At 38.2% G+C, this 26465-nt stretch carries 13 protein-coding genes; 7 read left to right on the top strand and 6 right to left on the bottom strand.

The features are described from left to right. Positions 1–83: 83 nt before the first annotated feature. The 4 genes from H344_RS0103345 to H344_RS0103330 all read right to left on the bottom strand — a co-directional run bounded on the left by H344_RS0103345 (position 84) and on the right by H344_RS0103330 (position 8192). Positions 84–1544: a sodium:solute symporter gene (locus H344_RS0103345; RefSeq protein ID WP_026808991.1), complete on the bottom strand. Its 1461-nt coding sequence runs from the start codon at positions 1542–1544 to the stop codon at positions 84–86. A gap of 12 nt (positions 1545–1556) precedes the next feature. Beyond that, complete coding sequence (locus H344_RS0103340; protein ID WP_026808990.1) at positions 1557–3119, bottom strand: glycoside hydrolase family 10 protein; 1563 nt, start codon at positions 3117–3119, stop codon at positions 1557–1559. A gap of 116 nt (positions 3120–3235) precedes the next feature. Continuing rightward, on the bottom strand, positions 3236–4951 hold the full coding sequence (locus H344_RS0103335; protein ID WP_026808989.1) for a RagB/SusD family nutrient uptake outer membrane protein: 1716 nt from the start codon (positions 4949–4951) through the stop codon (positions 3236–3238). Positions 4952–4967: 16 nt separating this feature from the next. Next, positions 4968–8192, bottom strand: coding sequence for a SusC/RagA family TonB-linked outer membrane protein (locus H344_RS0103330; RefSeq protein ID WP_026808988.1), 3225 nt, complete (start codon positions 8190–8192; stop codon positions 4968–4970). Between the two features lie 301 nt (positions 8193–8493). On the opposite strand from H344_RS0103330, the gene H344_RS0103325 reads away from it, so the two are divergent. Then, complete coding sequence (locus H344_RS0103325; protein WP_026808987.1) at positions 8494–9243, top strand: DeoR/GlpR family DNA-binding transcription regulator; 750 nt, start codon at positions 8494–8496, stop codon at positions 9241–9243. Between the two features lie 215 nt (positions 9244–9458). Then, positions 9459–10274, top strand: a complete 816-nt coding sequence (locus H344_RS0103315) for an N-acetylmuramic acid 6-phosphate etherase (RefSeq protein WP_026808986.1) — start codon at positions 9459–9461, stop codon at positions 10272–10274. 371 nt (positions 10275–10645) lie between these two features. Here the strand turns inward: H344_RS0103315 and H344_RS0103305 are convergent, their stop codons facing one another. Next, the gene (locus H344_RS0103305) at positions 10646–11767 is read right to left on the bottom strand and encodes a PQQ-dependent sugar dehydrogenase (protein ID WP_026808985.1); all 1122 of its coding nucleotides are present in this window, start codon (positions 11765–11767) and stop codon (positions 10646–10648) included. A 231-nt stretch (positions 11768–11998) separates the two neighbouring features. On the opposite strand from H344_RS0103305, the gene H344_RS0103300 reads away from it, so the two are divergent. Continuing rightward, positions 11999–20374 carry a T9SS type B sorting domain-containing protein gene (locus tag H344_RS0103300; RefSeq protein ID WP_240484938.1) on the top strand — a complete coding sequence of 2792 codons (8376 nt, stop codon included), beginning with the start codon at positions 11999–12001 and terminating at the stop codon, positions 20372–20374. A 100-nt stretch (positions 20375–20474) separates the two neighbouring features. Here H344_RS0103300 and pafA read toward each other — a convergent pair whose 3' ends face one another. After that, positions 20475–22118 carry an alkaline phosphatase PafA gene (gene pafA / locus H344_RS0103295; RefSeq protein WP_026808983.1) on the bottom strand — a complete coding sequence of 548 codons (1644 nt, stop codon included), beginning with the start codon at positions 22116–22118 and terminating at the stop codon, positions 20475–20477. 251 nt (positions 22119–22369) lie between these two features. On the opposite strand from pafA, the gene mgrA reads away from it, so the two are divergent. The 4 genes from mgrA to H344_RS0103275 all read left to right on the top strand — a co-directional run bounded on the left by mgrA (position 22370) and on the right by H344_RS0103275 (position 26398). Beyond that, positions 22370–23386: an L-glyceraldehyde 3-phosphate reductase gene (gene mgrA / locus H344_RS0103290; protein WP_026808982.1), complete on the top strand. Its 1017-nt coding sequence runs from the start codon at positions 22370–22372 to the stop codon at positions 23384–23386. Positions 23387–23838: 452 nt separating this feature from the next. Continuing rightward, positions 23839–24423, top strand: coding sequence for a YceI family protein (locus tag H344_RS0103285; RefSeq protein ID WP_034256104.1), 585 nt, complete (start codon positions 23839–23841; stop codon positions 24421–24423). A 26-nt stretch (positions 24424–24449) separates the two neighbouring features. Then, positions 24450–25718, top strand: coding sequence for a hypothetical protein (locus tag H344_RS0103280; protein WP_026808980.1), 1269 nt, complete (start codon positions 24450–24452; stop codon positions 25716–25718). A gap of 95 nt (positions 25719–25813) precedes the next feature. Further along, positions 25814–26398, top strand: coding sequence for a YceI family protein (locus H344_RS0103275; protein ID WP_026808979.1), 585 nt, complete (start codon positions 25814–25816; stop codon positions 26396–26398). Positions 26399–26465 lie beyond the last annotated feature (67 nt).

Below are 26465 nucleotides of genomic sequence, written 5' to 3'. Positions count from 1 at the left end.
TTTAAACTAGTTAATTCAATAAGTATTGAGTTTTGTGGTTATTAACACTTAATGAGTGGTGCCGTTTTTTAAAGAGCACTTCTTTAATTAGCGTTGGCGCTTACCGTGTTATTTCTTTGTGTCAACATCCAAAGTCCAATCATGGTTATCATTGCGTTGACCAATAATATCTCGAATCCAAACTTAAAACCATTAAACCAAGTTTCGGAATTAAGATCTAGAACTAAGGATAGTATAGGAGATAGGATACAAATGTAGGGGACATATTTGTCGTGTATCTTTTGTTTAAAAATGAGTCCAAATGCAAATAGCCCTAATAGTGGTCCATAGGTAAATCCGGCTACTTTAAAAACCGCACTTACCACACTACTGTCATTAAAGGCATTGAAAATAACGATCACCGTAAACATTAGAATAGTAAAACCAATATGTACATACTGCCTAATGTTTTTTTGAGACGATTGTTTTTTCCTGATGTCAAGAATGTCTACGCAAAAGGAGGTTGTAAGTGCTGTTAAGGCAGAATCGGCACTTGAGAAAGCTGCTGCTACAATTCCAATTAGAAATACTGTTCCTGCTAGAATGCCAAAATAGTTTAATGCCAATAGGGGGTATAGATCATCCGTTCTTTCTGGAATAGCAATATTATGGCTTACTGCATACTCGTAGATTAGAATTCCTAGTACAAGGAATAACATGGTAGAGAGGAAGAAGGTAACCGAAAACCAAAGGATATTTTTCTGGGCATCCTTTATATTTCTACAGGTTAAGTTTTTCTGCATTACATTTTGATCTAGTCCATTCATAGCAATGGTTATAAATACACCTGCTAAAAACGTTTTGAAAAAATTACGGTTAGATAGCCAATCCCATTCAAAAACTTGAGACATTGGATTAGAGGCTACAACCCCATAAAGATCCCCTAGTTTTAGATCTAAATGTTGTAGAATTACAACAATACTGATGATAACTGCTGCTAATAGGAAAGTGGTTTGCAAGGTGTCTGTATATACTATGGTTTTGATACCTGCTTTATAAGTGTATAGCCATATTAATAAAATAGTGATAAATACAGTTACCCAAAACGGAATTCCAAAAGCATTAAAAAAGGCAATTTGTAAGACTAATGCGGCAAGGAAGAGCCTGAAAGAGGCTCCAATAGTTTGTGAAATAATGAAGAATGATGCGCCAGTCCGGTACGATTTTATTCCAAACCTATCTTTTAGATATTCATAGATAGAAATTAGGTTTAGCTTATAAAAAAGCGGTATTAGCACAAAGGCAATAACGGCATAACCCACCATGTTTCCCATTACAAATTGAAGATAGGTCCAAGCAGTATTGCCTACTTCCCCTGGAACAGAAATAAAGGTGACCCCAGATAGGGATGCCCCTACCATTCCATAAGCCACTAAATACCAAGGTGATTGTTTGTTACCAGTAAAGAAGGTGTTGTTGTCTGCTTTTTTGGAGGTGAAGTAGCTAATAGCCATTAGCATTGCAAAATAGGCGGCTATTACTCCAAAAACGATTAATGGGCTCATAGGGGTTTGATTTTAATTGATATTCAATTCAAAAAATTCACTCTGGTTACCTGTTCTATCTACCGCTGTTAGTCCGGCCTTAACAATGGGGAATTTACCATTTTCTTGAGTAATGGGGAGGGTTAAGGATGTTGTTCCTTGGTTTAGGATGGTGTGTTCCCATCTTTTGCCTTGGCGTTGGTAATATAATACCCACCTAAAAACTTGATATTGTTCCGGGTGGTTCCATGAAAAGGTAATGGAATCCTGATCTTTTTTTATTTGAAGACTTGGGGGAGTAGGAGGTGTGTTGTTTAACCAAGGGGAAGGCGGAACCAAAGTCTTTTTGTTGTAAGGACCTTGTTTTATTGCAAGGGCTAAACTATCGTACTTAATTAATGGAGCTATACTCCAATGTACGGCACCTTTACTTTTTGGTACCATTCCTCGTGTAATCATTATCTGATTAATTACTTCATCGGCATTCTTCTCATCTCCACCTAGTCCAACATTCAATCCAGGCCAAAGGTGTGCTTGTTTGGTGTTCTCACTTTGCCACCAGCCCAAAAGTTCAGGGAAACTTTGTCCTATTTTGTTTATTTTCCAATAGAGTTGTGGGGTATAGTAATCTACCCACCCTTTGTTTAACCAGAGTTTGGCATCTGCATACAGCTTATCGTATTGATCTAGTCCTACTACGGATTCTGGGTAGCCCGGTCTCCATATGCCAAAGGGGCTAAGGCCAAATTTCACGTGCGGCTTAGCTTCTTTTATCCCAGTATAAACATTTTTTATAAAAGTATTTACACTCTGGCGTCGCCAATCAGGCCTAGATAGCTTACCACCACTGTTAAGATAGGATATCCAGCTTTTATCATCCGGAAAATCCTTCCCATTATTGTAGGAGTCATAGGGATAAAAATAATCGTCAAAATGGATGCCATCTACATCGTATCTGTTAACAATGTCCATAACCACTGCTAAGGAATGTTCTTGTGTTCCTTTTAGGGATGGATCCATCCAATACATACCATTTTCTAGTTCTACAACCAATTCGGGATTGGTTTTTATTATAGAAGAACTGCTTATTTCGCCACCTGCAGTATGGTGTGCTCTATATGGATTTAGCCATGCATGCAATTCTAAACCTCTTTCGTGGGCAGCTTGTACCCAGAATTGTAAGGGGTCATATGTTACTTCAGGAGGGCTTCCCTGTTTTCCGGTAAGGTAGTAAGACCAAGGCTCTAAGTTACTTTTGTATAGGGCATCTGCCTGAGGGCGGACTTGAAATATAACGGCATTAAAATTATTTTCTTCTAGGAAATCTAAAAGCTGTAGTGCTTCTTTTTGTTGCTCATGAACAGGTAGTCCTGGGGAGCTTGGCCAATTTATATTTGCAACGGTGGCTACCCATGCAGCTCTAAACTCTTCTACATTATAAGGTGTTTTTGGGTCCCATTTTACTGCTTTTTTATTCGTCTCTACAGTTGGAATGGGGTGTTTGTCTAGGTAAGTTGATTTATTTGCGGATTTACATCCTATAAACAGGACGCAAAGAATCCCAAGTAGTATTAGGTGATGGGAATTTTTTTTCATTGAATTTTATGGATAGAGGGGAGATTGTATTGTTGTAAAACGATTATTCTAAGATTAAAAAAAGTACTTCAGAGCAATGCCCTGAAGTACTTTAGTATGTAATTAACACTTAACTATTATTCCCATCCTGGGTTTTGCTCCAAAGTAACTCCTTGATCATTGTAAAGAGTAATTTGATCTAATGGAATTGGACTGAGGTATACCCTTTCATTATCGAACTCTCTTAAGGAAGAGGATGCTGAAGCAGGAATAATATAACCTTCCTCTCCATCTGTTAGGGTGATATCATTTAGTTCACTATCAGGATAGTCTGATTTCTTAATCCAAGCACCTTGATTAATTTCAGGATTAGCAACCATATCTACATATTCCAATTTCTTCCAACGTTTAAGATCGTCTAATCTATAACCTTCCATGATCAACTCTACTCTTCTTTCTCTTCGTATTTCCCAAAGAAGTGCAGGTACATCTTGATCTCTATTTGGATCGTCATAAACCACGCCACCTACAGCAGGTAAATCTCCCAATACTTGTAAATGAGGTAGGTTAACACCGTCACGATCTCTTAATACGTTAACGGACTTGTCTAAATCACCTTGCGATACAGCAGCTCCTCCTATGGTAGATAACTCTGCTACTGCTTCAATGTAATTAAGCAATACTTCTCCATAACGAATAATAGGGGCATCTGTTGGGTTTAAGTTAGAGCTTCCAATAGGATCGTCCTTTATACTTTCATTTAAAAACTTATGTGTTGCGATTCCTGTTGTTGAATGGTTAGGTGCAACCCCATTAATTCTTAGTTCTGTGGATACAAAGGTTTCATAAATTCTACCATCTCTATTAGCCATTAGATTGTCAATTCCTTGGTCACCTTGATACAATGGAGATAGGGAGATTGGCAAACCATCTTCTGCAAGATAGGTGTCAATAGCATTTTTAGAGATTCCTGTTTGTGGTTCTTTATTGTTATAACTGTTTAGCGCATGGGTAATCATACCTGGCTCGTATTCCCTATACATGATAACTTCAGGGTTCGAGGCAAGACTTAAAGAACTAAATACCTCTCTATAATTCCCTAGTGAATAATTTCCACTGCTTATGATTTGATCAGCGGCCCATTTAGCTGCTTCCAAATACTCAGAAGCTTTGGCTGTGTTGTTTTCGTGATATTTTTGCCAAGTACCCTCGTATAACATGATACGAGACATAAATGCGAGTACCACATCCCTATTTACTTCTAAGCCATCATTGTCTACAGATGTCCTTACATTAGCTGCTGCATACTGTAGATCTTCTAGTACCTTATCCATCACAAAAGTACGATCATCCCTTGTTTTATATAGCTGTTCGTTATCCTCTTCAGATAATTCTTGATCATAATAAGGGACGTCTCCAAATCTTGCTACTAAATCATGATATTCCAAGGCTCTAAAAAACCTTCCTATCCCGGTCCAGTGATCTATGGCTTCTTGAGGCATAGGTACAGTTGGTACTCTGTTGATAAAGATATTAGCTTTTCTTACCCAGCTAAATCCCCATCCCCCACCAGAGGTAGGAACTTGTAAGGCAAATCTAGGTGGATTGGTTGGTGCAAAATCATCATTTAATGATTGCCCGGAGAAGTAATTTCCCCAAGTGTACCCGGAACCATATCCTTTAAAGTAACCGGTGTAGAAGCCAAAGGCAAAAGTCTTGACATTACCCTCACTGCTCCAATAGGTCTCGTCTACCAACATATCTTGCGGTGGCACGTCCAATAGGTCGTCTTCACAGCCTACGAATACGGTTAGGCTAAGAAAAAATAGTGATATTTTATATATTGTCTTCATATTTTTAATTTAAAAATTATAGGGATATTTGAAGTCCAAAAGAGTACGATCTTCTAAATGGATAGACTCTTCCAAAGGTAGAGGTGTCATTGGTGCCAGCATTGGTATAGTCAACTTCTGGATCTACCGGAATTTCTACTCCACTAAATTCAAATAAGTTTTCACCACTGAAGTATAATCTCAGTCTGTCTAAATTTAATTTATTTAATACAGACTCTGGGAAAGAATATCCTAGTGTAATGTTCTTCATACGTAGGTAAGACATGTTAAGTAAATATTTAGTCTGTGGTAAGAAGTTCATTCTACTGTTACTCTGTTGTTGATCGTTAGGTCTAGGGTAATAGGCATTAGGATTCTCAGGAGTCCAATGATCTAATTGATGCTCATACCAACCTTCTCCATATCTATATCCTGGGATAAATACTGGACCATTAGCCCAGAAATCACGTTTTCCAACTCCTTGCATAAACATGCTAAGGTCTACACCTTTAAAATCGGCACCCAATTGAATTCCATACTGATATCTTGGAGTTGAATTACCTATAACCTTCATATCTCCAGAATCCCCTACAGTATTGGTTCCGTAGTCAATTACGCCATCTCCGTTTAGATCTTTAAACTTAACATCTCCAGGGCCATACTTAAACCATGAGTTGGTTTCATAAATGCTTTGGTCTGCTACGCCATTGGCATAAGAACCATCTGTGTTAAAGTCGTCCTCGGTAAAGAATCTGTCCGTTTCATAACCCCATATCTCACCTAATACTCTTCCTTCATAATTAGAGTAAATGCTATTAGTTGTGTTAGAGAATTTGGTCAATTTCTCTTTGAAATCTGTCAAAGTCACCATTGCGCTAACTCTAAGGTCATTGTCAAACTGGTGTTTGTAGTCTAAGCTTAATTCCCAACCTTTTGTCTGTAGCTCTCCGTAATTACGTCTTGGAGAAGAGGTGCCAAAGCTGCTTGGAAGGGTTACCCCTGAACTATGCATATCACTAACGGTTCTCTCGTACCAATCAAATGTCATCCCAAGCTTATTATTAAAAAACTTAGCATCTAAACCAAAGTCCAAGGTGGTTACAGTTTCCCAAGTTAGGGAAGATGGTAATGCACCTGGAGTTCCTGTTGTAAGTTGATTGTTTCCGTTTATTAGCCATCCAGAAGATCTAGAGGACATAATCCTGTAAATACTAGATAGATAGGTATTTTGGTTTCCTACAGAACCATAAGAAGCTCTTACTTTTAAGAAAGATAATGTGGGCTCTAAAGATTCCATAAATTCTTCTTCGGTTAAGATATATCCCGCAGATACAGATGGGAAGAACCCCCATTTGTTATCAGAGGAAAGTCTAGAAGAACCATCATATCTAGCATTTAGCTCTAATAATAATTTGTTTTTATAGGCATAGTTAATTCTACCAAAGAACCCTAAAGTGTTCCATTTATTTCTATCGCCACCAACAAACATATCTCCTGTTGCCAGTGCTAATTCACCTTGATCAGGGTTAAGAAGGTCTCTTCTCTGAGAATAGTGGTACCAATAGTCATATTTTTCCATATCTCCACCGAAAGTGAATTTAAGTTGGTGATCATCAAAAGTCTTATCGTAAACTAAATATGCTTTTGCGGTATTTCTTCTACTCCAGCTAGAGTTGTATTGCACACGGTCATAAGCAGAGCTGCTATACGGTACATAAGAGAAGTCTGCTCCCTGTGCCCAAAAATTATAGGCGTACAAAGTTCCTCCTACTTGCTTATCGTGATTTTCAACCCTGTCATGGGTAAAGTCAAAATTAATTGCTAAATCCTCAATAGGGGTTATGGTAGTTCCTAAATTAATTCTAGATAGGCTATAATTGTTTTCATTCATTTTAGCCTGTTCTACTTCTGAAATATGGTTCCTAAACGGTTTACCGTCTACAGTACCATATGGGTAGAACGCAGGCCATCTTGTGGTGTAGTACCATGCGTCATAAGTTGCAGAACCAAACTTAAAGGGATCTTCCTGTGAGGAATTATTGTGCATCACCTTAGCTCTAAGATCTAACCAATCCGTTACGGTTGAGTTAATACTAAGGTTAAGGTTGTAACGTTCGTATTTATCGGGATTAGTTTTATATACCCCACCTTGATTTAAGTAACCTAATCCTAGGTAGTATGTAGTGTTCTCTCCACCACCGGTAACAGAAAAGTCTTGCTTTTGCTGTGGAGCCCATTTTTTAACAAAAAGTTTTCTTGGGTCCCAAGATCTGTAGAAGAAAAGATTTCCATCTCTAATTTCGTAATCTCTACCTTCAACCATTTCCATTCCTAGATCTTGACCTGCGTATTGTTGGTCCCATTCTCTCATCTTTTCGATAGCCAATTGGTCTATTCTCATCCCTACTACACCAAATGACTGTAAAGAAGGTATTCTTCTGTTTACTGCCGCAAATGCCATCTCGGCACCTTCAGCAGCGGGTGCTACTTTTGGGGTCACGGTTGGAGTAGCCCATGAGAAGTTATTGGAGTAGTTTACTGAAGGAGCTCTGTTCTTACGTCCTTTTTTAGTAGTAATCAGAATAACTCCCCAAGCTCCTCTAGCTCCATAAATAGAAGTAGAAGCTGCATCTTTTAATACGGATATTTCTTCAATGTCTTCAGGGTTAATAGACTGTAGGTTTGGAATTTCTACGTTGTCTACTAAGATTAACGGTTGTGCTCCACCACCTGTACCCAAAGTACCAACAGAACCCCTTAATTTAATAGTGGGGTTTTCTCCAATTTGTCCACTAGGCGAAGTAATGGTAAGGCCTGGAGTAGCTCCCTGTAGTCCTCTAGCCACGTCAGTAATAGGTCTAGAGGTGAGTACCTCTGTACTTACTCCGGCTACGGCTCCAGTAACATTCCTTTTTTTCTGACTACCATATCCAACAACCACTACCTCGTCTAAGCCTTCTACATTAGTTTGAAGGGTAATGGTGAAATTGGTTTTGTTGCCAATAGTAACTTCTTGTTGTAGAAATCCAAGAGAGGAAAATACAAGTACTGTGTTACCGCTACTTGGCACTTGAAGAGAGAATTTCCCGTCAAAATCTGATACAGTACCAGTAGATGTATTTTTCACGTAAATCCCTGCTCCAGGAATAGGTACCCCTTCAGGGTCATAAATCTCCCCAGTGACGGTTTTGGTCTGTCCCCATACTTGTATGGAACACAGGAGCACCAAAAACAAAAATGATTTTTGAAATCTTTTTTCCATAATCTGTTTTAGTTTAATTAGTTAGTTTAAAATCATTTGAAAAAGCCTAGTAATAAATGGTTTGGTAAATGCAAGATTTTTAGAGTAATCTTAGTTCGTTAATATTTGGTTAATAAAGCATTTAATTACGAGAATTACCCCTTGTTTAGACTGCAATTTTTTGCAATTAGAAATACCTCGCCTTTCAAAAGTAGGCAATAAATAGTATTATTTGCAATTTTTTGCAATTATTTTTTAATTTTTATTCTGTTTACTGCAATCGCATGATTAATTGTTTATATTTGTTCTTATTGTTATAATTATGTTAAAAGCAGAAAGGCAACAAATTATTCTTAATGAAGTTAGGAGGCATAATAGGGTGTTGTTACCAGATATGGCCGACCTGGTTAATGTATCGGTTGATACAGTTAGGCGGGATATAACTGAATTACATAGAAAAAAGAAGCTGAGAAAAGTTCATGGCGGTGCTATTTCCTTGGGTTTTCATAATTATAACTTTCAGGGGGTTGAGATATATTCCAAAAATGAGAAGTCAATAATAGGAGAGAAGGCTATTACTCTTTTAAGGGACGGACAGGTTATATTGTTAACAGGTGGAACTACAAATATGGAAATGGCCAGATTGTTGCCCACAAATTTAAAGTTAACTTGTTTTACTCCTAGTTTGCCAGTGGCTACTCAGCTGTTGACCAAGCCTAATGTTGAAATAATTTTTATTGGTGGAAGGGTTTCCAAGGATTCTCAGATAACCGTAGGAGGTAGTGCTATTCATATGTTGTCGGAGTTTTCGGTTGATCTGTGTTTCTTAGGTACACATTCTATTGATCTTTCTTATGGCTTATCGGAGTTTGACTGGGAGATTGTGCAGTTGAAGAAGTCTATGATTAAAGCTTCTAGAAAAATTGTAGCTCCAGTTATTTCAGAAAAACTAAATACCATCCAACGGTATAAAATATGCGATATAGAAGAAATTGATACGTTGATAACTGAATTAGATCCCGAAAATACGCTTTTAGATATGTATCGGAATAAAAGATTTAACATCCTGTAATAGTCAGCGGTTTATTAATTGTTTAAAGGGATTAAGGCTTTTATAACTAGGTTCTTGTGGGTTGATATGGAGGTGTGGGAGTTAATTTATAACCCATTTTCTTTATTAGTATCCCTTGGAAAAGTATTTTTGCAGCTTTTTAAAGCCAGGCTGAGTTTATAACACCGCAGTCATCTTTAATTTAATATTAAATATTTAACTCAATATAAATAAGCATGTCAGAGTACAATAGAATTACCGAAATGCCATCTCATTACGATGATTTAGAATTGATGAGTACCAATGATATTCTATCTAACATTAATGAGGAGGATAAGAAAATTGCAGAGGCGGTAGAAAAGGAGATTCCAAACATTACAAAATTGGTTGATGCTCTGGTAGAAAGATTTAATAAAGGAGGACGTATGTTCTACATCGGAGCGGGAACTAGTGGTAGGTTGGGTATTCTAGATGCCTCAGAAATTCCGCCTACCTACGGAATGCCTCACGATCGTGTTATTGGATTAATTGCTGGTGGAGATACAGCCATCCGAGTAGCAGTGGAAAATGCTGAAGACGATCCTAATCAAGCATGGAAAGATCTTTTGGAATATGACATTAATGAAAATGACGCCGTTGTAGGCATCGCTGCTTCGGGAACTACACCTTACGTTATTGGAGGGGTAAAGGAAGCAAAAGCCAAGGGATTACTTACTTCTTGTGTTACCAATAATCCAGGCTCTCCATTAGCAGAGGCAGTTGAAATTCCTATTGCGGTGAACGTAGGACCCGAATTTGTTACTGGAAGTACTAGGATGAAAAGTGGTACCTCACAAAAATTGGTGCTCAATATGATTTCCACTGCCCTAATGATCAAAATAGGTAGGGTAAAGGGAAATAAGATGGTAAATATGCAGCTTAGTAATATTAAACTAGTAGACCGAGGTACCCGATATTTAGTTGAGGAACTTAACTTAGATTATAAGGAGGCCGAAACTCTTTTGAAAAAATATGGGTCGGTTAAAAAGGTAATCGATGTCTTAAAAGGCTAGTACTTTCTCTTCATTATAATAGATACTTCTTCAGGGGTAACAATGCTTTTTTTGTTGTTGCCCCAAAAATTGAGTAGGTAGTTTATACCATTCGCTGATTTTCATTAAATAATCCCATGATAGGCATGGTATTATACTAAGTAATCACAATAACTACTACTTTTCTTTGTAGGCAATACTTTCTTCTCTGTCTTTTAATAAATAGTAGGTTTTACCAAAGAATGGAAAATTCATTTCTACTCCATTCCCATTTTTTAAATAGGGCGCTAACACAAAAATTGGAGTAAATCTAATATCAATAAACAAAATATGGGAGAAATAGCAAAAAGCCACTCTCCCATATTAGATTTATCTTCTATGTTAGAAATGAATTATTTGTTTGGGACTAATTTATAGATACCCTTGCCTTCTACTGAAACATAAATAAATCCGTCTGGTGCTTGTCTTACATCGCGAATTCTTCCAAGGTCTGGCATAAGCTTTTCACGATAAACTACTTTGTTATTCTTCAGTTCCAAGCGTTCTAGATATTGGAATTTTAATGAGCCTACTAATAAACTTCCTTTCCAATCAGGATATTTGTCACTCGTTACAAATGCCATTCCACTTGGGGCAATAGAAGGAACCCAATAGTAAAGTGGATCTTCCATACCTTCTTTTTGGGTCTGGTCGGTAATGGGTGTGCCACTATAGTTCACTCCGTAGGTAACCACTGGCCAACCATAGTTCTTACCTTTTCCTACAATATTAATTTCATCCCCCCCTTTAGGCCCATGTTCATTAGTCCAGATCTCTCCGGTATATGGGTTCTTAACCATACCTTGTGGGTTTCGGTGTCCGTAACTGTAGATTGCCGTTTTTGCTCCTTCCGAATTAACAAATGGATTGTCCGAAGGAATACTTCCATCTCTGTTTATACGGTAGATTTTACCTCCATCTCGTTTAATGTCCTGTGGATTAATATCTCTATCTCCACGATCTCCTATAGAAAAGTATAAATACCCGTCATTATCAAATGCGATTCTCGAACCAAAATGTTGCCCTTTTGTAGAGTTGGGGCTCGCCTTATAGAGAACTTCGCTGTTAGTTAAGCTATTCCCGTTTAGTTTAGCACGCATTATAGCGGTATTCCCTCCCTTATCATCTCCATCGTCTGAAGAATAGGAGATATATACCCAACCGTTGTTTTGGTAATCTGGATCTATTGCTATATCCATTAATCCACCTTGTCCTCTAAAATAAATGGTAGGGGAGTTATCTATAATAGTTTTCTTGCCACCTTTAAAATGAATCAATTCACCAGATTTTTCGGTAACCAGCATACTCCCATCTGGTAAAAATGCCATACCCCAAGCAATTGGTAAATCCTCTATAAGGAGTTGTGGAGTAAAAGCAACCTTATCTGGTGTATTCACTTCGTTTTCATCTTTTTGTCCGCAGGAAATGTTCAAGCTTATCAGCACCAAGACGAGGAATGAGATACTATTTTTCATTTTTAAACGTTTAGTAATTAATAATTTGGCTTTAAACGATAAAGATAATTATAAAATATAAGTATAAACTATTACTACAAAATATACTTTGACCCCAGTCCAAATATATTTTTCTAAAAACCTACTTAAGGTATGCTATCACCCAACTCTCGACATTTCTGGTATGCCGTATTTTTACTTTTGATATCAATAGTATTTAGCACTGCAATAGCGAAATCCGTAGTTCATAAAATGACAACGGATATTTCCACAGCGCTAGAAATGATAAATGCAGAAGTAGCGCTAAATATAAAGGCAAAAACGCTAGCGACTTTCACAAAAAACGATACAAAACTTGTGACCCCCATTGCTACCCCTGTTGTAATGTTCTCCACTATAATTACCAATGCAGATGCATATGATAATTGTAACAATGATGGTAGTTCCATGGCTAGTTATACTCTTTGTGGAGATTTTGATGATCGACTTGTGGAGTTACAGGGTTCGTACAGTAGTTACGATTGGCAACAGTTTACGCCAGGTAGTGGATGTACTTTTAATGTAGATGATAAGTGTGCCAATACCAATTTAGGTTGTTGGACTACCATAAGTACAAATAATACTTTTAATATAGATGCAAGTAGTATTAGTTCTTCTACAGGAGCTGGTTATAGAGTAAGAGTAAATGGAACGGGTTCTTATCATTATTTTAATGTAAAGAAAAGTACTATTACCCAAACCTATGTAAAGAGAGACTTTGTTTGTGGTACACCTGGAAGGATTCAGATTACCAATCTTTCTAGTTCTTATGAGTATAGTATAGATGATGGAAGTGGTTTTGGGCCCTGGCAAGGCGCTATATTTAATGATTTGGTACCAGGCACTTATGTTGTAAAGGCTAGATTGCAAAATACCCAGAATACTTGTGAGTATCTATATGACCCTATTGTTATAGAACAAAGGGACATTGATATCCAAATGACTTTTGTAGACGCACAGTGTAGCGGGGATACTGGAAGTATCTCCGTGGCCGTAAATAATGTGCCGGGTCCTTATAAATATACTTTGTTGGATGCTAGTGGATCTCCTCAGGAATTTACTTCCTTTATTGCTGCCGATAATTATGTGTTTAGTGCCGTTGGTTTTGGAGAATATAGCGTAAGAGTAGAAACCCAACAATGTAATGGAGATGCAGCTCTAGGTATTGCCCCTCCTACCCAAGACCGTGATGTTAATGGAGACCCTGTAATAATAGGGGACGGAATGGTGGCTATGGATGCATCAACGGAGGTTAATAATAGTTTTGGATGTAGTGTAAGCAGTGTAGGTATTACGGTTAGGACAACAGGAGGGACAGCTCCTTATACCTTTGTAGTAAATGGTACTGGGCCTTCAAGTGCACCTTTTACCGATGAAACAATTTATACTGTAACTAACCCAGGGTCTTATGACTTTTTAATTACAGATAGCAAGGGATGTACTATTACAGCTTCTGCCAACGTAGAAGAATTAACACCTCCAGATATTACGGTTAGTGGGGTAGATGGTACCTGTACCAACGGGGGAGCTAAATTAGATTTTAATGTAATAGATGCCAAAGGATATAACCTATCTTTTAGGGCATCGCCAAGTGATAGTTGGAGTAGTAATCCTATTATTACTGTACCCGCTGGTAGCTACAATACAATACAAGTGCGGTATCAGCAGGGAGGTTTCGATTGTATTTTAGATATGCCTAATTCTGTAACGGTTGCAACCACTGGAGCTATATCTGGAAATGCGGTAAAAATTACTGATAGGACGTGTGATGGTAGTGGAGGGACCAATGGAGGGGAAATTGAATTCCAAGGTCCGTTCTCAGGAGGTTCTGGTAGCGGTTATGTTTTTAGTATTTCTGGAGATGCGCCTGCTAACTTTAGTACACAAACTGTATATAGTAATTTGGCGCCAGGAACTTATACCCCAATAATAAGGGATAGCGGTGGGTGTAGATTAGAATTGACCCCGATAACAATACATGATATTGATCCCCCAAAGGCAATTGCTTTTACCCAAAGTAATATAAACTGTTCTGCAGGTACAGTTGATATACAATTAACTGTAACTAGCAATCATCCAATAGCGAAATTTGAGGTTGTAGGCCCCGGTCCTAATATTGATAATGGGACGAATGATACCTTTATAGGATTAAATACTGGAACGGCATACCAATTTAAAGTTACCGATATAAATGGCTGTACTTATATTAAAAGCTTTACAGCAGCCAATATTAGTTCTATTCGTGCACGGGTTAAGTCGGGCGGAGATACACAAGTCTGTACAGGAGCAACTGATGGTAGTGGTAGTTTTATCATAGATGGATTTGCCAATAATTATACCTATAATATTAATGGCGGACCTGAAAGTGCTCTACAAAATGGAAGTGAAGTGGTGTTGCCTCCATCTGGAGCGGGTACCTATGAAATTACGGTAACCGATACTGATACAGGATGTACCAATACTGCGATAATTACTATCGTAGAACCTTTAGATCCGCTAACATTAACTGGTGCAGTCACGGATATGGGCTGTGCCAATGGCAATAGAGGAAGAGTAGTGGCCACTTCATCCGGAGGCTGGAGTAGCCATAGATATACCTTAACATGGCCATCCGGTGCTATAACGGGTCCCACATCCAATAGAACCTTCGGAAATCTCACTGAAGAAGGCGCATATACTTTAACCGTTACTGATTCTGAGGGGTGTACAGAAATGTTTGCTTTTAACCTTACGTCTATAAGCGCTCCAACCCTTGAATTGGATCCCGGTGCTTCTGACTTATGTTATGTTTCTGGTTCAGGGGCTACTGTAGCCGTGAGTTCTACAGAAGGGACAGCACCTTTAAGTAGTCATCAGTATAGAATTAATGGAGTTACATCTTGGCAGTCTAATCCTATATTTACAGGAGTACCTCAAGGGAACCATACAATTCAGGTACGAGATGGAAATAATTGTAGTCAAAGTTTAAATCTTACTGTAAGAGGTAGGTTGCGGGTGACCACCGCTATAGAAAGCGATATCCCTTGTGGTACTGATCCAGGTCAGATTCGTGTGCGTGTTTCAGGAGGATACCTTTCAGGACCTGGCCCTAAAATATTTGAAGTTAGCTCGGATAACGGTGTAACCTTTGGCGCGCCTCAGGTGTTGAGTTCTAGTAATTTTCCTTTTAATACTTCAGTTCCCGGAACTTATATCTTCCGTGTAACTGATAATGAGGGCTGTGTTTCAGAGTCAAATCCTTTGGTTATGGATCCCCCCGTTGGAATCGACGCTTCGGCAAATGTAGTAGATGCTAGTTGTGGGCGAACCAATAATGGGATTATTACTATTGTTCCAAATGCGGCAGTTGGTATACCTCCCTATGAGGTTAATTTTGATGGAAGAGGCTTTTCTTCTCAGACTACTTATTCTAATTTAAATGCTGGACAAACCTATTACTATACGGTTAGGGATTCTCGAGGTTGTATATTTTCAGGAAGCGAGACTATTGGTTCCAATACCACTCTACCACCCGATGCAACCGTTACAGCAGTTGATGCTAGCTGTACTCCTAGTGGAGTTCAAGGAGAAATAGAAATTACAAATGTTACTGATGGAAGTCCCAATTTCACCTATATCTTACAAAATCAGTCAGGAGTGGAGCTAACCCGTACTGGGCCTACCGCATCTACTTCCCACACTTTCGCTGGACTCATTCCCGGCACCTATACCGTGGTAACTATGGATGCATCTGGGTGTAGAGATGTAGATACTGTTAGTATCCATCAAACTATGGTAACCGTTACTCCAGATCCCATAACCCCACTAACTTGTAGCGCTACAGGATTTACAAACACCGTGGAAATTAATGGTGGTGTTGGCCCTTTTGAAATTCGGTTGGTAGAAGATCCCATAAATTCTTTTGAAGCAGTTAACGATGCACCAAGAAGACATGCTTTTAATGGACTGCAATTTGGAATTACTTATACCGTTGAGGTACAGGATAAAAGTACAGGCTGTATTTACAGAGACGATATAGACCCAGTAGATGGTCCATCTTTGTTAGGGGTGACAGCGGTATCTACTGCAGGATTTTGTGATGTTGATAGAAATGGGGAAATAATTTATAACGTTGATGGATTTAACCTCGGGGATGAAATTAGAATAGAGCTAGTAAATAATAGCAGTGGATCTAGGGTGGAATTAGAAACAGTGACGCCATCATCGATACCATATTCTAATAATCATTTAGCATTGTCTGGAAACTACCAGATAATGGTAACCAATATTACCGATGAATGTACGGATTCAGCCTCTATTTCAATTGACCCAAACCTACCATCGATAGATATTTTAGCGGAGCATCCAGCGAATTGTAATGCCGATGGTTCCATTACTGTACAAGGCACAGGCGGAGCAGGAGGACCGTATGAATTTGCTTTTATGAATCAAGGGGATGTTCCCACCTTGGCTGACTTTGTAACAGAAACCACTTTCTTTGCTGCTGCAGGTAATTACGATGTTTATGTTAAGGACACCAATGGTTGTACCTCATTTAATATTGCTACGGTAATTCAGTTAGAACCAGATTTAACACCTCCAGCAATAAATGTGATTAATCAGTGTGATGTTAACGCAACCTCATTTGAGGTGAAAATTTCTGTGCCTAGTACTGTAAATACACCTAGATTTACCTTGGGTGGAAATTCTCAATTTGGAGTTTTAAATGGTGCCGTTTATGAGGTTACCTTTTATGTAAATAGCCCTGGATCTTATCCCGTAGAACTTGTAGATGGAAATGGTTGTACTAGCCAGGCAATCGCTGAGGTATATGAATTCCTGTCCGTAGGTGGCGGATTTTCTTCGGACCCGAATTGCTTTGATGCAGATGGAACAATTACAGCCGAAGTAGTAGGGGGTAGTGACAATTTTAGCTATCAATTGCAAGATGAACTTGGAAGTAATATAGGAGCTCCTATTTTTGGGGACCGAACAGCTGGAGTTTTCACAGGAATTACTGCAGGTAATTATAGAATTTACATAGAAGATACTGAAACTACATGTAAAGATACTGTTAATATCAATCTAGGCACCCCTGTAGCACCAGTTATATCTAGCATTAATAAACAAGATATTTTTTGTAATGGTGCTAATACCGGAAGTATTAATATTTCCCTTCAGGCTGGTACTGAAATAAATGGTCCTATGGATTACAATTTGTTAGATTTTAATACTAGGGCGATTATTGCTAGTAATAATACTGGTTCCTTTGGAAATCTATCCTCGGGAAGTTATGAAGTAGCAGTTGTTTCTACTAGAAACTGTGAAGTTTTATCAGGAAATATTGAAATTACGGAGCCCGATAACTTTACAATATCTGCCAGTGCACCGGATTTTGCATGTGAAGTAGGAGCCAACAGGTATAGCTCTACTATAATAACAGTTAATGTAGAGGATCCTGGAACCGTGGGCTCTGGGTATCAGTATAGTATTACCGGACATGAAAATTATCAGACGTCCAATACTTTTGAGATAATAGATAACGGAAATCCACAAGATATTACAGTTTATGCTGTGGATGGTAATGGATGTAGAACTCAATTTACTATACCAACTATTAACCCGCCAACGGATGTGATTCCTACACTGTCTGTGGAAAAGCCCTTAGACTGTAGGGATCCTGAACAGCTTAGGATAGATGTGGTTGGCACCACTAACTTTACCGTTTCCATTAATTCTGTAGTCCCCATGGCGCCTATAACGGTTTCAGGGAGCAGTTTTGTCTTAATTGATTTACCTGCAGCGGGGGACTATCTATTTGAAATAACAGATAATATTGGAGGTTGTACCTATCCTTTGCCGAAACATACGGTAGATGAACCAGAAGAGCCTACAGTGGTCATCAGCGAAGCTAAACCAATTACTTGTTTTGGCTCAAATGATGGAGAACTATTCATAGAAGTAACAAATTACACAGGAGAGTACAGCTATAATGTTTATAAAAGTGACGATGTAACGGCTTCTAATTCCTTAAAAGCAGGTACGTTTAATACTAGTAATAATCCTGAGCGAATTACCGATTTGCCTGGAGGTAATTTTTATGTTATTATCAGTTCACAAGAAGTTCCTTACTGTTCTGGGAGTAGCAATGTAACTACCGTTAGAACGCCAAATGGCACCTTATCTGTTAGTGGTGTTGAAATAGGTAACGTAAGTTGCAACAACAATAGCGGCAAGATAGAAGCCACAGGACTTGGCGGATGGGATATTGCACCTTATGAGTATTCACTTTTGGTAGAAACTCCATTGGGGAGCAATAATTTTGTGGAAACCGTAGCCTTTGGGGCGAGCAATGAGTTTGATAATCTCCCTAGTGGTAATTATAGAATTTCTATCAGAGATTTAGAAGGATGTGAAGCAACCTATGACATATTACTTAAGCCTATAGATCCTGTAGTTGCAGAAATTAGAGAACCTCAGGGTTTAGTTTGCCCTGGTGGAAACAATGCAATTTTGGAGGCCTATGACCCTAGCACAGGCGATATTGTTACGGCTACTGCAGGTGCTTCTGGGGGAGTTGTAGGAGCTGGCTATAAATATCAATTGCTTTATTTGGGTAGTAATGATATTAATGACGAGTTATCTAGAAGTGGATTACAAGATTCACCGTCTTTTGAAGGTTCAACAGGAGGTTTTATAAGTGCAGGTTGGTATGCTATTGAAGTTTCTTCAAGTTATGAGTGTGTAGGTTATACTCAACCATATTATGTTAATCCGCCTGCACCCATTCAGCCAAGGCTAGTACAGGTACAAGCTCCAGGGTGTGGAGGAACCGGACAAATTAGACTTAGCGTACAAAATCCAGAAGTTGGATATGTGTATGAATATAGGGCACATAATGCTGCTCCATCTGACCCATATGTAGAAATGATTGGCACCTCGGTATTGATGGATGTTGGACCTGGTTTTTACCAGTATGATATTCGTAAGAAAGATGTTTCTGGAGCTAATGTTTGCAAAAGTGTTAGGTCGCAAGGAATTAGTCTTGTTGATGCGGAAATGGTAGAGTTGGTTCCTAATTTACCAGATGATATATCCTGTGCTTCCGAATTGGATGGTAGAATAGAATCTTTTGCAGCTGGTGGAGTTGGTAGTTATCAATACACTCTTTATATAGGCGATCCTGGTGATCCTTTTTCGCCTTCTGCTACGTCAACTATCTTTAGGCCTGCGCAAGATCATGGCACCTTTGAAGGGTTGCCAGAGGGAATGGAATATTATATAGGGGTAACAAGTGGTCTTAGTTGTGGAGATGTAAAAGGTCCTATGCAGATAGTAAGGCCAGCTCCCATCGAATTCAACCTTGTTGCCAATCAGGTAAGTTGTTATGGGCAAGAAGATGGATCTATTACTATAGATTTAACCTCTGGCGGGGAAGGACTAGTGCAATTTGCTATTTCCCCAGATTTCAATAATTTTTATAGTGACCCGGTAAATCCCCATACGTATACATTTACAGATCTAGCCCCTGGTACTTATGAAATACTGATTCAGGACGCTAAAGGGTGTAGCGAGAAGAGTACGTTAACCATATCACAACCAGATGTCTTGTCTGCTTCGTATATTTCTTCTCCCGAAACCTGTATAAACGCTTCGGATGGTTCTGCACAGCTGTCCATTAACGGCGGGACGCCATTTTTAGATAGCCTTAGTGGAGCAACCTATTATGAGACTAAAATTATAGGTCCTAATTCTATTGGTGATGAGGTATTTTTAAGGAATGACACGCTGTTCATGGATAACCTTATAGGGGGAGAGACCTATGTGGTCTTTATTCGAGATGCCATGGGGTGTGAGACTGATGTTATTGTGACAATACCAATTGGAGTAGATCTTTCTTCGGAAGCTATAATAGCATATGGATGTGAGGGTATTTTCCCTAATAGTACTGTAAGTATTAGAATGGCAGATGATAGCCTACTTCCCAAGTTATTATTTTCTTTGGATGTAGATGATATAAGCGTGGCCAATACACAGACGAGTTTTGGGGAATTGCCATCTGGAGACCATACGGTGTATATCTATCATGAGAATGGTTGTAGCACATACGTAGAATTTTCAGTTGATGCCTATGATCCGCTTACCCTAGTGGCAATAAAAACAGGTCCCAATGAAGTAACGGCGACTGCAACCGGGGGGTTTGGGGGATACGAATTTTTCTTTCAAGGACAATCCCAAGGTAGTGATAATGTTTTCCTATCTAATCAGGATGCTAATGTAACCGTTCGTGTGGTAGACCAAAACGGATGTGAGGCTACAGTTTCCATACCCTTTAAATTTACTGGCACGTTAGAGATACCTAATTTCTTTACTCCAAATGGAGATGGAAAGAATGATACTTGGATCCCCGGAAATAAGAGCTTCTTCCCTAATATGGAGGTGAAGATTTATGATCGTTACGGTAGAGTTGTGGCTATTTTAAATCAGGTATCTGGCTGGGACGGTACCTATGAAGGTAAGGAAATGCCATCTGGTGATTATTGGTATGAAGTAAATGCGAATGACCAGGACAAACAAAGGTTTATGGGGCATTTTACCCTCTATAGGTAAAGTAATTACAGACAACAAAAGCGGCTAATTCCGTAAGGATAGCCGCTTTTGTTGTTTATAATTTAATTATTAGAGTACCTAAATATAGGCACAGTCTCATTTACTCCTCTATTAACACTTCGCTTAAGACCTTTCCGATACTTCCATTGGGCACCTGAATTTTTAATAGATAAGCTAAAGTAGGGGCTATATCGGTCATATGTGTCTGCTGAGACGATTTGCCGTTCTTTATTCCCCAACCCATCCATAACATAGGGATCCTAGCATCGTCCGGATTCCAAACCGAATGGCCAGAACCTCTTGTTGTTAGGGACTTTGCATCGGCATTAAAAATAAAATGAATACCACCTGTTCTCTCTGGATGATGGCTATTGATCATTCTTTGTTTAATCTGCTCAGGAATAGAAGCATCCCCAATCTTATTAAAATCGGCTACAAATAGCACCTCTGGATTTCTTCTGAGATACTTCATACATATGTCGCGCATTTTCTGTTCGTCCAATTGGTGCTCTTCAATAAGTTTATAATTAAATCGAACCTGATTATAACCCGTACTACTAACTAAACCATCAACCTGGAAATTTTTCTGTAATAATAGATTCAGGTCATCTTTTAGATTGGACTTTACGGTATGTACAGGTAACTTGTTTTCATGCAGGAATTGTGGGTTATGGTTTGCTCCATGGTCTGCGGTAAGAAAGATAGTATAGTTGCCCTTACCTATCTTTTGATCTAGATGCTTAAAAAATGCTCCTAAATCTTTGTCTAACCTCAGGTAAGTATCCTCAACCTCAACTGAGTTTACCCCAAAGGTATGTCCTATGGCATCGGTAGAGGATAGGCTAATGGCCAAAAGATCAGTATCGTCTCCTCTTCCTAAGTCTTCCTTATCAATAGTTTCTTTTGCGAAATCGAGCAAAATACTGTTTCCGTGAGGGGTAGTATAGATAACACTATAATCGTCTTTAGAAAACAATTTTGAGGTTTTTACTGGGAAAACGGCCTCGTCTTGACCCTTAAGCGTTCCTTCATAAGGTTTGTTATCTGCGGTGCTCTGGGTATAGGTTTTAATGTCGTATAGCGTATTCCAATCCTTTTTTAAATACCTTTTAGCATAGTCCCTATCATTAAAATTATCTACCCATTTGGGTAGTTTGTCCATATAATAAGTACTAGAAACCCATTTTCCGGTCTTGGCTTCAAACCAATATGCAGCATCTGCAGCATGGCCTGCGGGTAGTATTGCACCTCTATCTTTTAAAGAAATTCCAATAACTTTTGATCTAAAGTTGGTGGCCAATTTTAGTTCGTCTCCAATGGTGTTAGATAGCATATTCACAGGAGATCGCTTCCCATGATCAGAAGTAGTCCCTACACTCTCTACCGTGGCATCTCCCACACAATTAACGGTTTCTCCGGTAGTATTAAAAGTAATGCTATTCCCTGTTATGCCATGAATTGCGGGAACAGAACCAGTATAAACCGTGCTATGCCCAATTCCTGTAACGGTTGGGATGTAGTCTATATAGGTGTTTTCATTGGAAAATCCTTCCTTGAGTATTCTTTTAAATCCGTCCGAACCATATCTCTCGTAATATCGATATAGGTAATCCCATCGCATCTGATCTACCATAATACCTACTACTAATTTTGGGCGTGGAATGGGGTCATTTTCTGTCGGGCTAGCAAAACCATTGCTAATAAATAGGATGGCTAAGGCCAACAAGCAACTTTTAAACTTCATACTTATTTGATTTTTATTAAAATTTTGATGGGAACGTTCTATTTGTTGAGTGTAATCTAAAACAAAATGAAAGTACATAATTGCATCGAAATATGAAAATTAGTCTTAACAATAGGTATTATTTGTTGTCAGTCATGGAACGGTGGACCTAGGAAGAACTCCAAATCCATAAGATTTTTTATCTTAGGGGGATGTTTGGATTTAGTAAATTGCTATATCTATGTAGATAAATCCCTAAAGAAAAAAATATAATGCAAGTAAACGATTCTTTTGGTCCAGGACCATATAAAGCAAATGATGCCCGTTATAATAGTATGCAATACCGCCGATGTGGCAATAGTGGTATTCTTATGCCACTAATCTCCTTAGGTTTATGGCATAATTTTGGTCACACCAATGATTTGGAGACTGGGCGTAGTCTGTTACGCTGTGCTTTTAATAATGGAATAACCCATTTTGATCTGGCTAATAATTACGGTCCCCCTTATGGTGCTGCCGAAGAAAATTTTGGGCGACTCTTTAAAGAGGACTTTAAGCCATATCGCGATGAACTTTTAATTTCTAGTAAGGCAGGATGGGATATGTGGCCTGGGCCCTATGGAAATTATGGATCCCGAAAATATTTGGTAGCATCCTGTAATCAGAGCCTTAAACGTATGGGGCTAGAGTATGTGGATATTTTTTACCATCATAGGCCAGATCCAGATACCCCACTAGAAGAAACTATGGGAGCACTACATCATTTGGTGCAAAGTGGGAAGGCACTTTATGCTGGTATTTCTCAATATTCAGCAGAGTTAACTGCAAAAGCAGCCAAAATCATGAAAGACCTTGGAACCCCTTTACTAATCCATCAACCTAGGTATAATATGTTAGATCGTTGGGTAGAGGATGGGTTATTAAATGAATTGGAAAACCAGGGTATAGGGTCTATTGCTTTTTCTCCCCTAGAACAAGGTGTTTTAACGAATAAGTATTTAAATGGTATCCCAAAAGACAGTCGAGTAAAAAAAGATGGGCGTTACCTTAAGGAGGAGCAAATAACACCTGAAGTATTGGAGCAGGTAGCCAAATTAAATACCATAGCGAAAAATAGAGGGCAGAGTCTAGCTCAAATGGCTATAGCATGGTTGTTGAAAGATAAACGGATTTCTACCGTATTAGTTGGTGTAAGTAGAGAAGATCAACTACTAGATAATATTGAAGCTTTAAAAAACCTAAGTTTCTCTGAGACCGAATTGGCAGCAATAAAAAAGGTAATAGACTAATATTTTTTTATATAGTATGTAGTATTAACTCCTTCCTTTTAAAGGGAAGGAGTTTTTTTGTTAAAAGGGGGATCCTAAATTATTTAATGCTGTAGGAGTATCCATTACATAGTTGGATTATTTTGCCTTCCGCCTTTTTATCTACTAAGCTCTAGTAAACATATCATATCTTGTAAAGTCTTCACCATTATTAGTCGGATATTTCTTTCACTTGCCTAAAAATAAATCTGGTTAATTTTTTTTGTTGAATGAGACAAAATTGTTCTCAATAAGGATTATATGGGTTAGGGGTTGAGATATAGGATGTTAGGTTTAAAATTTTGATATATACCCATGAATGATCGACCTGAAAATGATTTTAACCTGTACTTTTTAACTGAAAACTGACAAAACTCATTCTTTTCAGGTTTTATAATATAGAGATTTGTCCCATAATATTAAAGCAAACTATTATGAGAGGATTTAATTTCAACAAGATCATTACAGGAATGTTATTTATGGTCTTACTATTTTCTAGTAACCTTACTGCTCAACAATACAACCTAGCTAATGGGGAGTCTTCTTTACTTGTTCTAGGTACTTCTAGTTTACACGATTGGGAAGTTGCTGCCGAAAAACAATCAGGAATATTGGTTGTTAATAATGCAGACACTGGGGAGATAGGGCAACTAGCTATAACGGTGAATGCAGAAAGTCTAAAAAGTGGAAAGTCCGCCATGGATAAAAACACCTATAAAGCCTTAAACACCAAAAGCCATAAAACAATTTTGTTCAAGCTAACCGAAGTAAAGGAGGTTAAACCGAATGGTACAGGAAAATTTAAGGTAAAAACTTTAGGAGACTTAACTATTGCCGGGGTAAAGAAAGCTATCACCTTGGATTTGGATGTGTCGCTAACGGGTAACAAGGCAACGCTTAGCGGAGCGAAAAAAATAAAAATGACCGATTTTAAAATCGACCCTCCTAAAGCACTTTTGGGGACAATTACTACTGGTGATGACATCACCATAAAATTTAATACCGTATTAACTAAATAGAATTATAATCAATTAAAGATAGAAGTATGAGATCAATTATTAAAAACGCTGTATGTGCAACACTAGTTTTAGCCGGATTAGGCTTAAATGCACAAGACCGTAACCTGGACAATTATAGACAACCTGATAAAAGTGGAATCAATGTTTTTGAGGCACCTAAAGATACCGTCTCAACTTTTGATGGAGTGAAAGTAAGAATTGGGGGGTCGTCTACCTTGCAATTTCAAGCAGTAGATCATAGCAATTCTGGTGCAGTAGCGCTAAAAGATATTGGATACAATTTTAATTTAGCAACAGCGAACCTTGATTTGGATGTAGCATTGTTTGATGGGATAAGGATGCATTTAAGAACCTATTTGTCTTCTAGACACCATCCTGAACCCTATGTTAAAGGAGGGTATTTCCAAATAGACAAGCTAGATTTTATTCGTGAAGGGTTTATGGAAGATGTAATGAAGTATGTAACCATTAAGGTGGGACATATGGAAAATAACTATGGAGATGCCCATTTTAGAAGAACGGATAATGCCCAAGCCATATACAATCCTTTTGTAGGAAACCTTATTATGGATGCTTTTACTACTGAGGTAGGAGGGGAAGTTTACTTCCAGAAGAATGGATTTATAAGTATGGTGGGGATTTCTAACGGTAAATTAAATCAGGCTGTTAACGAAGTGGATGGATCTACAGGTGGAGCCTCTTTCTTGGCAAAAATAGGGTATGATAAGCAGAGAACAGAAGATTTAAGATACCGAATCACTGGATCGGTTTATACTACAGGATATGTGCCAAACTCGTATTTATACAGCGCAGACCGTGCTGGATCTAGATACTATTTTGTAATGGAAGATGAAAACGCTTCTACTAGCGGTAATTTCAGGTCAGGAAGGTATAATCCTAATATGAAGAATCAAATAACAGCTTTTATGATCAACCCATTTGTAAAGTATAGAGGATTAGAGTTTTTCGGAACTTACGAGCATACAAGTGGAAAAGCGAATACTGAAACTTCTAAAAGAACAGCAACTCAATATGCTGGGGAATTGGTATATCGATTTGGGCATGACGAGAATTTTTTCTTAGGAGGAAGATATAATAAAGTAAATGGAGAGGAAATGAGTGGCGATGACATTGAAATATCAAGATTCCAATTAGGAGCTGGTTGGTTTATGACAAAAAATATACTTGCTAAGGTAGAATATGTTAATCAGCAGTATAATGATTACCCAACTACAAGTATCTTAAATGATGGTGAGTTTAAAGGCTTGATGCTAGAGGCGGTTATTAGTTTTTAAATTCAGTAATTAAAATTAATTTGCCCGAGCGCGATAGGTTAATGTCGCTCGGGCATCTTATTAAGCACAGAAAAATAGCCTTTAAAACAATACCGATGAAAAAGATCTTTTACTTCGCTACATTATTTTTACTGCTCGCTTTTAATAATAAAGAAACTTTAGTGAACCGTACTACGGTATATATTGCCCCAGAGAGCAGATTGATGATTTCTGGAACTACCAATGTCAATACTTTTAATTGTGAATTTGATATAGAAAGATTACAGAAATCTATTCCAGTGCATTATGAAAAAGTAGGAGAAAAGTACATTTTTAAAAAAGCAACCTTAGTTTTAAATAACTCCGGTTTTAATTGTGGGAGCAAAGGAATAAATAGTGACTTTCATGAGCTGTTAAAATCTGAAGAGTACCCACAAATATTATTAAAACTTAAGGAAATAGAAGGAAACCCCTTTAAGGACTCTCCATTAAATGCCACGGTAGATATAAAAATTTCTGGCCATACCAATTCGTATACCATTCCCGTTACCTTGGCTGAAAATAGTCCTAGTAGTGTTTCTGGAAAATTAAATTTAAGTTTGGGCGATTTTAAGCTTAAGGCCCCCAAAAAAATGTTGGGACTCATTGTGGTCCACGATTCTATTAGCATAGATTTTGATTTGGCATTGCAGATGGATTAGGGCTTCCTAGCTTCTATATGTACTATCTACAAAAAGTGTGGAGTGCGTACCTTGTTTTCCTTAAGGG

The organism is Arenibacter latericius DSM 15913 (assembly GCF_000424985.1).
Classification (GTDB): Bacteria; Bacteroidota; Bacteroidia; order Flavobacteriales; family Flavobacteriaceae; genus Arenibacter; species Arenibacter latericius.
Note: the sequence above shows the minus strand (reverse complement) of the source record. Positions and strands in the feature narration are given on the sequence as shown.